This window comes from Streptomyces aureus, assembly GCF_000725495.1.
Classification (GTDB): Bacteria; Actinomycetota; Actinomycetes; order Streptomycetales; family Streptomycetaceae; genus Streptomyces; species Streptomyces aureus_B.
Window position 1 is genome coordinate 300,021 of record NZ_JNZD01000004.1, and the last position, 13,588, is coordinate 313,608.

At 71.7% G+C, this 13,588-nt stretch carries 10 protein-coding genes; 4 read left to right on the forward strand and 6 right to left on the reverse strand.

The features are described from left to right. The first annotated feature begins 64 nt into the window (after positions 1 to 64). The 3 genes from IO36_RS07475 to IO36_RS07485 all read left to right on the forward strand — a co-directional run bounded on the left by IO36_RS07475 (position 65) and on the right by IO36_RS07485 (position 2,136). Positions 65 to 535, forward strand: a complete 471-nt coding sequence (locus tag IO36_RS07475) for an ATP-binding protein (RefSeq protein WP_051900133.1) — start codon at positions 65 to 67, stop codon at positions 533 to 535. Between the two features lie 251 nt (positions 536 to 786). Then, entirely contained in the window at positions 787 to 1,677 is an 891-nt protein-coding gene (locus IO36_RS07480) for a Ppx/GppA phosphatase family protein (protein ID WP_280923717.1), read from the forward strand. 165 nt (positions 1,678 to 1,842) lie between these two features. Next, entirely contained in the window at positions 1,843 to 2,136 is a 294-nt protein-coding gene (locus IO36_RS07485) for a hypothetical protein (RefSeq protein WP_245173159.1), read from the forward strand. A 78-nt stretch (positions 2,137 to 2,214) separates the two neighbouring features. Here IO36_RS07485 and IO36_RS07490 read toward each other — a convergent pair whose 3' ends face one another. The 4 genes from IO36_RS07490 to IO36_RS44235 form a co-directional block, all read right to left on the reverse strand. Continuing rightward, positions 2,215 to 4,761: a discoidin domain-containing protein gene (locus IO36_RS07490; RefSeq protein WP_037617484.1), complete on the reverse strand. Its 2,547-nt coding sequence runs from the start codon at positions 4,759 to 4,761 to the stop codon at positions 2,215 to 2,217. 408 nt (positions 4,762 to 5,169) lie between these two features. After that, positions 5,170 to 7,518, reverse strand: a complete 2,349-nt coding sequence (locus tag IO36_RS07495; RefSeq protein WP_037617486.1) for a M4 family metallopeptidase — start codon at positions 7,516 to 7,518, stop codon at positions 5,170 to 5,172. A gap of 313 nt (positions 7,519 to 7,831) precedes the next feature. Then, positions 7,832 to 9,385: an MFS transporter gene (locus IO36_RS07500; RefSeq protein WP_078943056.1), complete on the reverse strand. Its 1,554-nt coding sequence runs from the start codon at positions 9,383 to 9,385 to the stop codon at positions 7,832 to 7,834. Positions 9,386 to 9,819: 434 nt separating this feature from the next. Beyond that, positions 9,820 to 9,993: a CsbD family protein gene (locus IO36_RS44235; protein ID WP_078943057.1), complete on the reverse strand. Its 174-nt coding sequence runs from the start codon at positions 9,991 to 9,993 to the stop codon at positions 9,820 to 9,822. A gap of 183 nt (positions 9,994 to 10,176) precedes the next feature. Here IO36_RS44235 and IO36_RS07505 point away from each other — a divergent pair, with 183 nt between their 5' ends. Beyond that, positions 10,177 to 10,779: a hypothetical protein gene (locus tag IO36_RS07505; protein WP_063764835.1), complete on the forward strand. Its 603-nt coding sequence runs from the start codon at positions 10,177 to 10,179 to the stop codon at positions 10,777 to 10,779. 766 nt (positions 10,780 to 11,545) lie between these two features. On the opposite strand, the gene IO36_RS07510 is transcribed toward IO36_RS07505, so the two are convergent. Both IO36_RS07510 and IO36_RS46730 read right to left on the reverse strand, forming a co-directional pair. After that, positions 11,546 to 12,571, reverse strand: coding sequence for an SRPBCC family protein (locus IO36_RS07510; protein ID WP_037617488.1), 1,026 nt, complete (start codon positions 12,569 to 12,571; stop codon positions 11,546 to 11,548). 4 nt (positions 12,572 to 12,575) lie between these two features. Further along, complete coding sequence (locus IO36_RS46730) at positions 12,576 to 13,541, reverse strand: hypothetical protein (RefSeq protein ID WP_037617490.1); 966 nt, start codon at positions 13,539 to 13,541, stop codon at positions 12,576 to 12,578. Between the last annotated feature and the right edge of the window lie 47 nt (positions 13,542 to 13,588).

The following is a 13,588-nucleotide window of genomic DNA, read 5'->3' on the forward strand; positions in this document are numbered from 1 at the left end:
AAGCCGGATTTCCGGGGCAGACGGCGAACGTCGAAGAGGTGGACGCGGAACGGATCGTGTGGGCATGCCGGTGAGCGAAGCGGAACAGCAGGGACGGCGGGGTGCGCTGATCGAGGCCTCGGTCGCGTACGACGGTGACTCCGTGTGCATCGCCGAGGCGCGGGCCTTCACCCGGGACTTCCTGACGCGGGTGCAGGCGGTCGCCGGGCTGCCCGTCTCGACCCGGGTCATGGGCACGGTCCCGCTGGTCGTCAGCGAACTGGTGACCAACGCGGTCAAGTACGCGGGCGGCCCCTGTCTGTTGTCCCTGGAGGTCGAGCGGGGCAGCGTGCGGGCGACGGTCTGGGACTCCGACCCGACCCTTCCGGTGGCGCGCGCCGCCGACGCGGGCCGTGTCGGCCAGCACGGGCTGGAGATCGTCATGGCCCTGTGCCACGCGTTCGAGGTGCGCCGCGAACCGGTCGGCAAACGGATCACCGCCGTGGTGGCGCTGGCCGACACGCCGGACATCGATCTGAGTCCCTCGGCGTCCTGACGCCGGCTCCCCCGCCGCTGTGACGGCGGACACACCGCAGCGTGCCGGGCGTGCCCTCCGGCCGTCGCACGGCGGCTCCCTGACGCCCCGAAGGGTGCCTGACGAGCCGAAACGAAATCGTGTCGCGTCACAACGCCCGCCTTGCGGGACAATGGTGCGTTCGCGGATCGCCGTCGACAGGGAAACGGGTGGTTAACACAGTGCGACAGGCGGGTGTACTAGACGTCGGGTGTCACAGCGCTCTGCTCACCGTGGCGCGGCGCCGCGCCGGTGTCGCCATGGAGGAGGTGCTGTCCCGAAAGGTACGGCTCCAGTTGCACGAGACGCTGGACGCGACGGGCCGGCTGGGCAAGTCGGGCGTGCGCAGTGTGCAGCGGGCCGTGGCCGAGACGCTTGCCGAGAACCGGGGGGACCTGCCGGAGGTCTACGCGTTCGCCACGTCGGTGATCCGCGACGCGCCGAACCGCGACGAGGTCCTCGCCCAGGTGGCCAGCGCCACCGGCACCCGGCTGCGGGTGATGTCCGGCGAGGAGGAGGCCCGGCTGGCCTATGTGGCCGCACACCACTGGGCGCGCCACGAGTCCGGTCCGCTGCTGGTGCTCGACATCGGCGGCGGGACCGTGGAGGTCGCGTCCGGTACGTCCCGGCGGCCCCGGACCGCCCACTCCCTGCCGCTGGGCGCCCGGACGGTCACCCGCGCCTGGAAGCTCGACGAGGCCGTGTCCTCGAAGCGGCGGCTCGCCGAGGTGCGCGACCATCTGGGCCGGCGCCTCGCCGAGGTGCCCGACCTGCCGCACGCCGATCCCGACGGGCGTGTGCTCGCCTGCTCCAAGACCTTCACCCAGCTCGCCCGCTATACCTCCGGGGACCGCGACCGGTCCCGGACCCCGCAGCGGCTGACCCTCGACGAGGTACGGGCCGCGGTGGACGTGCTCGCCAGGAACGGCTCCGCGGGCCGCGGCCGGCTGCCCGGCATCTCACGGCACCGGGCCGGACAGTCGCTGGCCGGGGCGCTGGTCGCCGAAGCACTGATGGAGGCCTGCCGGGCCACGGCGGTGGAGATCTCCCCCTGGTCCACCAGGGAGGGCCTGCTGCTGGAGCGTCTCGGGGCCCTGCGGACCAAGGGCACCGCGAACCGCTGACGCACGGCGCCCACACCGCGGACCGGGCCGCGCCGGGCCGTCGGCCGGGAACAAACCCGTACCAGTCGACGCTGACGTGAACAGTCCGGCAGATGCCGGAGCGCGGAGTTCCACCCGGTGCGGTGGACCCACCGGCGGTTCTGCTCGTGGAAAGGCGTGAGAGCGATGACGGCGTCCGGACAACGACGGCTACGGGCGGGCGAGTTGCCCCTGGTGACGTCCTGCGGCCGCAGGATCTCCGTGAAGGAACTGACGCTGCCCACGCCCGGCCGCGGGATCGGCCGTGTGACGCTGGACGTCGGTCCCGACCAGGGCGACGAGCACGGGGTGTGGGCCTCGCTCACCCCCGCCGAGGCCCGTGAACTGGCCCGTCGCCTCCTCGCCCACGCGGCCGGGGTGGAACCGGCGGGGCCGCCCGACCGCGAGACGCCCCGGACCCACGACGTCCCGGCCCGCTGACGCGGGAGGGTGCCGGTGCTCCCCCGGACCAGGGGGAGCACCGGCACCCGTGTGACGCTCAGCCGGCGCCGTCGGGGATCACGGGAACTGCGTGACCTTGGACGGGACGGTGTCCGTGCCCGAGGTGGGCGCGCCGGTGTTGTTGATCACGTGGGCGTACTGTCCCTTGCCACCCAGCGAGATCACCAGGATGTCGTGCATCTTGACCCCGGTCTTCACCGGGACCTGGAAGCCGTGCGCCTGGACGATCGACGGGTCCGAGGTGAAGTTGCAGTAGCTTCCCAGGCCCCATGCCTCGTGCGTGGAGACGGAGTCGGCGACCTTGTAGGCCGCGTATCCGACGATGCCGTCGTGGGTGACGGCGGCGGCGTTCGGCACGTCGTACGCCTTCTCGTTCTGGAAGAAGATCGTGCGTCCGTTCTCGCCGTTCCACAGCACGTCGTACTTGTTGAAGTGCTCGACGAACAGGCCGGTGGCCAGGACGTCGTCGCCGTTGACCACGAGGCCGTAGTCGGCGCGGTTGGTGTCCCAGCCGACTCCCTCGCCGTGGTCGGCGCGCCACAGCCAGGTGTGGTCGATCACGACGTCGTCGCTGTTGACCACGACCGAGTTGGTGGCGAGGCCGGGGCCCGCGCCGCCGATGCGCACGAACACGTCCTGCATGGTGGTGGGGTTGGCCGAGTGGTCCGCGGAGGAACCCGAAGGGCCGATCTGCAGCAGGGTGTTCGAATTGGAACGCCCGGCGTCGATGAGGAATCCGGCGAGCCTGACGCCGTCCACGTCGGCCACGTGCATCGCGTCGATGCCGTTGTCCGGCACGATCGTCGCGAGGCCGAGACCCAGGACGACCGTGTTGGCCCGGGTCACGTTGATCGTCTGGTCGAGGTGGTAGACGCCGGGGGTGAACAGCAGGTTGAGCCCCTGGGCGAGGGCCGCGTTGATGGTCGCCGCGGTGGCACCGGACTTGACGACGTAGAACTGGTCGAGCGGCAGGGACGTACCGGCCGTGTTCGGCCAGGACACACCGCGTGCGTTGGTGCGCTTGGAGGGCACGAACACCTTGTAGGTGCTGCCGTCCAGGTAGAGGTAGGGCTTCTCGCGGGAGACCGGGGTGGTGTCCAGGGTGGTGTACGGGCCGGAGTCGAAGTTCGTCGTCGGCGCTCCCTGGACGCCCGTGAAGGTCATGTTCCAGACGCCGTTGGTCCAGCCGCCGACGGAGCTGTCACGGGTGTACCACTGCTGCTGCGAGTACGGGCCGACGGTTCCGTCGATCTTGGAGTCGGCGATGTAGCCGCCGGAGGCCCAGCCGTAGCCGTTCGGGGCCAGGTTGAGCCCGCCCTGGACGTGGATGCGGCGGAACGGGGCCGCCTGGGCGACGGCCCAGCGGTCGGTGCCGTTGGACGGCGTGATCGACAGGTTCTCCGCCGAACGCCAGAAGTTCTGGGTGGCGTTGCCGTTGAACCAGCCCGCGTCCACGGTGATGTCGCCGTTGATGTGGGTGTCGTCGGGGTTCAGGCCGAGGCCCGAGACCGAGGTGTAGAAGCCGACCTGGGCGTTGATGCCGTTGTAGGTGCCGGGCTTCATCAGGAACTGGTAGCGGCCGGTGCCGAACTGGTTCGACTCCTGCTGGGCGAAGACCTGGTCGAACTTGCCCTGCAGATCGGGCGTCGAGGGGTCGACGACGATGACGTTGGGCCCGAGGTCCCCGCCGCCCTGAACGGGCGGGGTGCTGGTACCCGTTCCGGTGTGGACGGCGACCTCCCACAGTGAGTACCCGTACGCGGTGCCGCGGGTCGTCCCGTAGATGCGTACGTAGCGGCCCTTGCCGGAGACGTCGTAGGAGGCGGTGCCCCCGGTGCCGTCCGTGACGCTCTTGAGAACCGTCCAGTTCTGGCCGTCCGTGGAGGACTGGATCTGGAACGCCTTGCCGTACGCGGCCTCCCAGTTGAGGTCGACCCGGCACAGGTCGCTGGACGCACCCAGGTCGACCTGGACCCACTGCGGGTCGGAGAAGGCGCTGGACCAGCGGGTGGCGGTGTTGCCGTCGAAGGCGGCCGACGCGGAGTTCGCCGCGTTCTCGCTGGAGGAGGCGGTGGCCGCCTTGCCCTGCGCCGCGTTGGCGGTGTCACAGGTGCCGGGCGTGGTGGTGCCGGCGGTCCCGAACACCTGGAACTCCCAGAGGGAGTAGCCGTACTGAGTGGCGCGGTGGACGCCGTACATCCGGACGTAGCGGCCCTGGCCGGAGACGTCGAGGCTGTCGGTGCCCCCGTCGCCGCCGGTCACGGTCTTGACGTCGGTCCAGGTGCTGCCGTCCGCGGACGTCTGGATGCGGTAGTCGCTGCCGTACGCGGTCTCCCAGTTGAGCACGACCTTGGTGATCGTGGCCGAGGAGCCGAGGTCGACCTGGAGCCACTGGCTGTCCGTCGCGGCCGACGACCAGCGGGTGGCGGTGTTGCCGTCGACGGCGTAGGCGGCCGGGGTGCCGCCGTTCTCGTCCGAGGAGGACGTGGCCGTCTTGCCCTGGGACAGCGGGAGATCGGCCGCGGCGGCCGGTCTCTGCTGCAAGGGCAGGGTGACGAGCGCGGCCATTGCGGCCAGCGCGACACCCAGGGTTCTGAGTTTCATGCCGTTACTCCATGCGGGTGGGGTGACGAGCGGAGTGGACACACTTGTTGAGCGACTGAGGGAACAGCCGCTTACGAGGGGAGAAACGTGAACCGGCCTTCCGGCTCGCTTAGTTCACGCTTTGATTTAAGTAATGAACCATCAGGGTGGCAAGTCCCGTGACACGAGTTTCTTCAACTCGTGTGCCCGGGAGCCGGGTTGGCGGGCGCATCCGGGGCCGTGACCTGCAAGTGGGGGGTGGCCGGCGGGCGGACCGCACCCCGGATCCGTCAAGGCTTGAACACGCCGAACGGCCGCGGGCGCCCGCCGCCCTCTACGAGGGGGACGGGACGCCCGCGGCCGTTCGGTTGCGGACGGCGGCCGTCCGGACCGCTGCGGCGGTCCGGACGGGACGGGTTCAGTTCCGGGTCAGGGCGTGATCCTCCACTGCCGGATGTAGCCGACGTCGATCGAGGCGAGGTCGCGCACGCGCAGCTTCCAGGTGCCCTCGACGGGCTGCGCGGAGGCGTCCACGACGAACGTCTGGTCCACGTTGTCGGCCGAGCCCCCGCTGCGGTTGAGCAGGGAGTACACGGTGCCGTCGGGGCCGACCAGATCCACCGTCAGATCACCGCGATAGGTGTGGACGATGTCGACGTAGACCTCGGTGGCCGCCGAGGCGTTGCCCGGCCGGCCCGTGATGGTGATCGGCGATTCGACCGCCGGGCCGAGGTCGGGGATGTCCACGCGCGTGCCGTTGGCGTAGACGTAGGCGATCCGCCAGTGGAAGGCCGCGGACACGGACGCCCCGGTGCTGTCGGTCACGGTGACCGTCGTGTCGCTGGTGCCGGGGGTGACGGGGGTTCCGGAGATCAGTCCGGTGTCACCGATGGCCAGGCCCTCGGGCAGCCCGGTGGCCGTGTAGGTGAGGGTCGCGCCGGTGTTGGTGGTGTACGCGTCCACCTGGAGGGAGACCTCCTGTCCGACTCCGGAGGTCTGGTCGCCGACCGGGGCGACGTTGACCCCGAGGGCGATCCGGTCGCCGACGTTGATGCCGGCCCAGGCGTCGGCGACGGCGAGATAGGTGGGGCTGTACTGCCCGAAGAGGTCGCCCGCCGCCCGCAGCGTCGCCGTCCGGGCGCCGTGGTAGTCGGTCGTGGAGGTCATGTACGTCGTCAGCGCGCGGTACCAGATCCGGGCGGCGTTCTCGATGCCGATGCCGGTCACCGGCAGGCCGTCGTGGGTCGGGCTGTCGTACGACACCCCGTTCACGGTCTTCGCGCCGCTGCCCTCGGAGAGCAGGTAGAAGAAGTGGTTCGCGGGACCCGAGGAGTAGTGGACGTCGAGACCGCCCAGGGAGGAGTCCCAGTCGTCGCGGGAGGAGCCGTCGCGGGAGGGCTTGTCCATGTAGCGCAGCGGGGTGCCGTTGCCGCGGATGTCGATCTTCTCGCCGACCAGGTAGTCGGGGACGTCGGCCGCGAGGTTCTCGTGGAACTCGACCGCCGCGGCGAAGATGTCCGAGGTCGCCTCGTTGAGGCCGCCCGACTCACCCGAGTAGGCGAGATTGGCGGTGGCCGCGGTCACGCCGTGGCTCATCTCGTGGGCGGCGACGTCCAGGGCGGTCAGCGGATGCGTGTTGCTCGCGCCGTCGCCGTAGGTCATGCAGAAGCAGCTGTCCTGCCAGAAGGCGTTGACATAGTTGTTGCCGTAGTGCGCCCGGCTGTAGGCGGCGACCCCGTCGTTGCGGATCCCGTTGCGGCCGAAGACGTCCTTGTAGTAGTCCCAGGTCGCCGCCGCTCCGTAGGCGACGTCGACACCGGCGGTCTGTCGGTCGCTCTGGGCGCCGTTGCCCCAGACATCGTTGTCGTCCGTGAACAGGGTTCCGGTGCCTGAGGTCCCCTGGTTGAGGTCGTAGGTGCGGTGGCCGGCGCGGTCGCCGTCGACCAGTTGGTACGACGATCCGGAAGGGGTGGTGGAGAGCGGCACCGTGCCCACGTACTGGCCGGTTCCCGTGCCCGTCTCGACGGCCTCGTACCGGGAGGCGGTCTTGCCGGAGGACGCGTCGGTGATGACATGGAGCTCGCTGGGCGTGCCGTCACGGCGGACGCCGTCGATCACGGACTCCCACGCCAGGACCGGGCGGGCGTCCGAGGCCCAGACGACGAGCCGGGGCGCTCCGTCGGCGCGGGACCGGGTGACGGACTCCTTCCGGCTCACCGCGAGGGCCTTGGCCGTGGCGACGCGGGCGGGGATCCCGGGCGTGACGCCCGGCAGGCGGAGGGCGGCCCCGCTCGCCTCGGACACCGTGTCCCGGCCGTCCCTCCGGTGCACGACCAGGTCGCCGCCGAGGACGGGCAGTCCCGCGTAGGTGCGCTCGTAGCGCGTGTGGGTCGTGCCGTCCTCGTCCCGGGCGACGTCCCGCACGACGAGCCGCTCCCGGGCACCGAGGCCGAGCCGCTCGGCGGTGGCACCGGCCGCCGAGCGGGCGCCCGCGACGAGGGCGGCTCGCCGGGCGGGCGACAGGGGGGCCGGGAGCGCGCCGTGCCGGGGCTCGGCGGCGATCCGGGTGACGGCCCGGGCGGGAACCGTGTGCCCCTGGGCGGCGACCTCCGTCACCGGCCGCGCGGTGGTGAGGTCCGCGGAGGCGGCGGAGGCGGAACCCGGCCGGACGGCCAGGGCCAGTAACGAGGTCGCGGCGGTGAGGGCGAGGACGGCGGCACGTCTGCGCCGGCGGGCGGAGGGGTGGTGTGGGCTGGCGGAGGGGTTCTGCCGGTTCAATGCCATCTCCTTCTGCGGGGGGTGGGCCCGGGTGGAGCCCCGGGCGTCCGGGACCGGCGGGGTGCGGCCGGTCACGGGGGTCGGAGGGCCGGCGGGGCGTGCGGGGGCAGCGCGAAATGCCGCACGAAGACGCGGAGGAGGATGTGTGGACGAAGCGTGATGGTCCGACAGCAGAGTGACATCATCCGGATGGTCTTGTCATGAAGACGTCAAGACATCGGCTTGAACTGACCATGGCACGCTGCGCGTTCGCCGCTTCCCCGAAACCTTTCGGCCGCTGTGAGTCAGCTGTGAGCCCGGCCCGATCGGGGCCTCAGGGCCGGCGCGCGTGTGAGGGGCCCTGGGCCCGGCCCGACGGGGGCCCCGAAGGGCCCGGATCGACGTCCCGCCGCCAGTCGTGGACCGCGAGGCCGAGGGCGCACAGGACGGCCGCGATCCCGGAGCCGACGGAGATCGCCATCGCCGAGCGGAAGTCGTGCCCGTCCGTGCCCAGGACCACGTAGAACAGCCCGGGCAGCGCCGCCGTGCCCACGGCGCCGCCCAGCCGCTGGGCCGTCTGCAGGGCGCCCCCGGCCGCGCCCGCCATCCGCACCGGCACGTCCCGGAGCGTCATCGTGACGTTCGGCGAGATGACACACCCGCTGCCCACGCCCCCGACGAACAGGGCCGGAGCCGCGAACCAAAGGACCTGCTCCCCGCGAGCGAGGCGCAGGACCAGCACGGCCGCGCCGAGACCCACGGCGACGGCGACGAGACCGCAGACCGTCAGCAGCCGGCCCAGCCGCTCCACGAGCCGTCCGGCCACCACGGCCGCCGCGGCCGAACCGATGGCGAAGGGCGTCACCGCGAGCCCCGAACGCAGCGGGGAGTAGCCCTCCCCGTTCTGGAAGTACAGCGCGAACACCAGCCACACCCCGCCGAACCCCACGAAGTACAGGGCGCCGATGGCCGCCCCGGCGGCGTAGCCCCGGGTGCCGGTGACCAGGCGGGGATCGAGGAGCGGCTGCCCGCCGGCCGCGGTCAGGCGCCGCTCCCACCGGGCGAACACCACGAGGAGCCCGAGCCCCGCCGGGAACAGCCACCACAGCCTGCGGACACCGCCCGACTCGGCCAGGATGAGGGGCAGCATCAGCGCCAGGACCCCGCATCCGAGCAGCGCGACGCCCCGCAGATCGAGCCGCTCGCGGCGGCGCGGCGCGACCTTGGGCAGCAGCCGCAGCCCGAGCAGGAAGGCGACGGCGCCGACCGGGGCGTTCACGTAGAAGATCCAGCGCCAGCCCTCGGGACCGTCGGCGAGCATCAGGATCAGGCCGCCGATCACCGGACCCACCGCGCTGGAGATGCCGACGGTGGCACCGAAGAGGCCGAACGCCCGCCCCCGCTCGGCTCCCCGGAACATCTGCTGGATGAGGGCGGAGTTCTGGGGGGCCAGGCATCCCGCGGCCATGCCCTGGGCCAGCCGGGCCACGATCAGGAGCGTGATCGTCGGCGCGGCGCCGGCCGCGGCGCTGCACAGGACGAAGGCGGCGAGGGCGAGCAGGAAGATCCGGCGCCGGCCGATGGCGTCGCCGACGCGTCCGGCCGTGACGAGGACGAGGGCGAAGGTGAGGGCGTAGCCAGAGACGACCCACTGGATCGAGGGGGCGGAGGCGTGCAGGGCCCGCTGCATCGACGGCAGGGCGACGGCGACGATGGTGACGTCGAGCAGGCTCATGAAGCCCGCGGTCAGCGTGACCCACAGGGCGCGCCACCGCCGTGGATCGGCGCCCTCGGCCGGCCCCTGCGCCGGGCCCGCCGGTCCCTCTGCCCGCGCGTCGGCTTCCACGCCGGGGACTCCTCTCCGCCGCCCCCACCATCGTCGGTCCATGGGGGCGTGCGGCAACTCGAGATCATGGACGGCTCGGCTCGGTTCCGGCACCGGTGTCACCTGGCCGCGGGCCCTTGCGGGCGGCGCGTCGGGCCGGGGGGCCGTGCGGGCGGTGCGTCGGGCCGGGCACCTCCGGACTGTGCGTCTGGCCAGGGACCGTCCGGGCAGCGCGTCTGGCCAGGGACCGTCCCGGCAGCGCGTCGGGCCGGCGACCGTCCGGGCAGCGCGTCAAGGCGCGTCGGGCCGGGCACCTCCGGGCGCAGCCGTGGGGCCCGCTCCCCGGAGCGGGCCCCACGTGGGCTCGGGACGACGGCCCTACCGGCCACCGGGGCCTGAGCTGCCCCTGGTCGCCCGGCCGGTCTCCCGAGTGCGCGGCCGTCGCGGCTGCCGCAGCCTTTGGGGCCAAGTCGGCGGGTACGGCCGGGTCGGGCGGTTCAGCCCTTGAAGACGTCCTTCATCTTCTCCTTGGCCTGCCGGCTGTCACCCTTGGCCTTCTCGGCCCGGCCCTCGGCGGTCATCCGCTCGTTGCCGACGGCGCGCCCGGCCGCCTCCTTGGTCTTGCCCTTGGCCTGTTCCATCTTGGCCTTGGCCTTCTGCTCGCCACTCACGATGTCTCACTTCCCCATCACGGTCGGCTTCGAGTGTCTGTCGAGACACCGGGTGACCCGTCACGCCGGGGTCAAACGTGGACATCCGAGAATCCCTGTTCCGGATACGGTGACGCTCCGTGTTCGCATGCGGTTCCGGCATGCCGGAACCGCCGGGCTGGGCGAGCCTGGAGTCATGGGCCGATGACACTCGGATCCGTCCGGAGCGTCGTGCCCGAATCGGGCAGCCAGAGCGAGGACGACGTCATGGGCGATGAGGTCTACCAGCCGGGAGGTCCTGACATCCGCGAGGACGAGGGCATCCTCGATCCGGAGGACACCCTGGAGTACCGGGGCTCGGACCCGTTCGACGAGGGGTGGTCGCCGCCCGAGCGCCCACTCGCGGTGAACCACCGGGGCACCACCGTGCGTGAGCAGCGCGAGGGGGAGAGCCTGGACGAGAAGCTGGCCGAGGAACGTCTGGACCCTGCCCTCCAGGACATGGACGAGGACGACGGCGGGTCCGATCTGGCGGACGAGGACGTGGGGCTCCCGGACGACGAGGTCGGTGCGGAGGACCCCGCGGAACACCTTCTGGCCCTCGACGTGGGCGCCCACGACGACGCCGAGCACGACATGATCGTCGAGCACGTCGGCGACGACGACGGCCCCGATCCCGCGGAGGGGACGACCGGCCGCCTGCTGCCCGAGGACGACATCCCCGAACGCCTCGTGGACGAGGGACAGCGGCGTCCGCCGGAGGACGAGGTCCGCCGGCTGCGCTCGGAGACGGACAGGGCGCCCTGAGGCGCACGGCCGCTCGGCGACGCGCGCGACCGGCTCGGCGACGGGCGCGACCGGCTCGGAGACGGGCGCGACCGGCTCGGAAGCGGGCGCGACCGGCTCGCACCCAAATTCACGCGGCGGCGACCGTACGCAAGCACCGCGACGCCGAACGCCCGCTCGCCCGGACCGTGTTGACGCTCCCTCAGTCCTCGCCCCGGACGATGTTCCCCTCCGCGGCGCCACGGTCCCACCGGGCCGTCTCGGCGGCCCTCGCCGGAACACAGGTCCGCGGGGCCGTCCGCCGCCCGTGCCGGGCCTTCGCCCATCCCGTCTCCGGTCGCGTGGTGCTCCTGGTGCCGTTGTCCGCGGTCATGGCTGTCTCTCGTCCTTTCTGCCTCCGGCCGCGTCCCGCGCGCCCGGTCCGTCGTGTACGGCCCGATCGATGACTCCGGGCCGTCGGAACGGGTCCCCCGCCGCGCCGGGAGGAAACCGGCCGTCGGCAACTGCGCGGCGGGGCACGGGAGATGACCGAGGAGGGTTCAGGCGCGTGCGCACCGTCGGACGAGTCGGCGACCGGGGCTCCGTGGCGTCCCGTCGGCCGGGGCGGCGGAACCGGCCCCGCAGGACTCTGCACGGCAACGGCCCCGGCCCGACCCGGCGAGGAGAGGGATGCGCGGGCTGTCCCGCACCGGCCGCGGCCGGACCCGGTGCGGAGACGGCCCCGGCCCGACCCAGTACGAAGACGGAGGCGCGGCTCGTCCGCCGTCCCTCACCGCGGCCTCCGCCTTCACTCCTCCTCGTCCTCGTACTCCCCGTCCTCCTCCTCGTACTCCCCGTCCTCGTCGGCGTACTCCCCGTCCTCCTCGTCGTCGTACTCGCCCGCGAGGTCGTCCTCGGGAGTCCCGTCCTCGCCCTGCGGGGTCTCCTCCTCGTCCTCCTCCGGGTTCTCCTCGTCGTAGCCTTCGCCGTCCTCCTCCTCGGCGGCGGCCGCTTCCTCCTCCTCCAGCGCCTCGTCGTGCGTGCGGACCACGTCGCCGCCCCGTATCTCCCCGCGCCAGCCCTCGGCCTCCTCGTCGGTCAGGGTGACGTAGCGCTGGAAATGCTTGAAGTCCAGGCGCAGACGGCGGCCTTGGGCACGCCAGAGATTGCCGGTCTTCTCGAAGAAGCCGGAGGGGTAGTACTCGACGACGAGCACGATGCGGGTCAGGGTCGGCGTGAGTTCGTGGAAGCTGACGCAGCCGCGCGTGCTGCCCTTGGCGCCCTCCGAACTCCATTCGATCCGCTCGTCCGGGATCTGTTCCCGGACCGTCGCCTTCCAGCCCCGGGTGGACGGGCCGACCTTCACCTTCCAGTCGCTGCCGCCCTCGCCGTCCTGGGAGGCGCTGCGCACGCCCTTGGTGAAACTGCTGAACTTCTCGTACTGGCACCAGTGGTCGTAGGCCTTCCGGAGCGGCACACCGACGTCCAGCACCTCGATGATGTTCATGGTCTTGGTGCTGCCGGACTTGCCCTTGCCGCGGCCGCCGAGGGCGCCCTTGACCTTGTCCACGACGCTGTCCTTGGCGCTCTTGGCCTTCTCCGACACGAACGCCTTCAGCGGTGATTCCCCTTTGAGGACGCGAGACCCGGCCGCGAGGAGGGGGCCGCCGTTCTCTGCGGAGTCGGCGAGGTCGTCGGTGACATCCGCGATCTTGTCACCGGCCTTCTCCACCAGGTTCTGCAGTTGGGCGCCCAGGAACCCGGTGAACTCCTCGCGCAGCGCGTCGAAACCCGAGGATCCGGCATTGTCCTTCTCACTCTGTTTGGTGGCCATGGCCCTACCTCCGTCGTCCGGAAGCGCTCTTGGCCGTCTTGGACGAAGAACTCTTCGCGGCGGTCTTCTTGGCGGGCGCCTTCTTCGCGGCGGCCTTCTTCGCCGGAGCGGTCCTCCTCGCGGGGGATCGCTTGGCCGCGGTCTTCTTGGCCGGAGCGGACTTCTTCGCGGGCGCCTTCTTCGCCGCGGCCTTCTTCGCCGCGGCCTTCTTCGCCGGGGGCGAGCTCTTCTTGGCAGCTGCCTTCTTGGCCGGAGCCACCTTCTTGGCGGGCGCCTTCTTCGCCGCGGGCTTCTCGGCCGGCTTCTTGGCGGTCCGCTTCCGTGAAGCGGGTTCGGCGGCACGTCTACCCTCCGTGCCTCGAGCGCTCCGCCGTTGCCTTCGCGGTCGTTCCGGCTCCTTCTCTTCCTCTTCCTCGGGCTCCTCTTCCTCTTCCTCGAACTCCTCTGCCTCGTCCTCGGGCTCCTCTTCCTCGTCCTCCGGCTCTTCCTCTTCCTCCGGCTCCTCGGCTTCGCCCTGCGGCGCGCCCTCGTCCTCCTCGTCCTCCTCGGCGTAGACGTCCCGGTCGTCCTCCCGCTCCGGCCCCTCGTCCTCCTCGTCGTAGGCGTCCTCCTCGACGTCCTCCTCTCCCTCTTCTTCGTCCTCGTCCTTCTCGGGCATCTGGCCGACACGCAGTGTCCGCTCGTGGAGGCTCTCGGCCAGGTCACCGAGGCGACGGTCAGCCGCGGCCTTCAGGGCCTGACGTCCGGCGTCCAGCAGTTCGCCCCGCATCTGTTCCTGGAGCTCCGCGACGCCCGGTACGTCCGAAAGCCGCTTCAGCCCTTCCGTGGCCAACTGCTTCGGATCGAGCGCGAATCGGCGCCCTGCGATGTAGGTGGCCACGGCGAACGCGAGGCGGCCCTTTTTCGTGCGCCCGAGCACATAGCCTCCGGCGACAGCCGCGGCCAGAGCGATCTTGGTCGTGTCATTCATGAACCTTTTCCCTTCGGACCGCGCGGCCCGCACCTCCCCTGGGCCGC

What these genes read in the sequence shown, in the direction of transcription:
- IO36_RS07475 (WP_051900133.1), top strand. Translation starts at nt 65, where the DNA reads ATGCCGGTGAGCGAAGCGGAACAGCAGGGACGGCGGGGTGCGCTGATC.
- IO36_RS07485 (WP_245173159.1), top strand. Translation starts at nt 1,843, where the DNA reads ATGACGGCGTCCGGACAACGACGGCTACGGGCGGGCGAGTTGCCCCTG.
- IO36_RS07490 (WP_037617484.1), bottom strand. Translation starts at nt 4,761, where the DNA reads ATGAAACTCAGAACCCTGGGTGTCGCGCTGGCCGCAATGGCCGCGCTC.
- IO36_RS07500 (WP_078943056.1), bottom strand. Translation starts at nt 9,385, where the DNA reads ATGGACCGACGATGGTGGGGGCGGCGGAGAGGAGTCCCCGGCGTGGAA.
- IO36_RS07505 (WP_063764835.1), top strand. Translation starts at nt 10,177, where the DNA reads ATGACACTCGGATCCGTCCGGAGCGTCGTGCCCGAATCGGGCAGCCAG.
- IO36_RS07510 (WP_037617488.1), bottom strand. Translation starts at nt 12,571, where the DNA reads ATGGCCACCAAACAGAGTGAGAAGGACAATGCCGGATCCTCGGGTTTC.
- IO36_RS46730 (WP_037617490.1), bottom strand. Translation starts at nt 13,541, where the DNA reads ATGAATGACACGACCAAGATCGCTCTGGCCGCGGCTGTCGCCGGAGGC.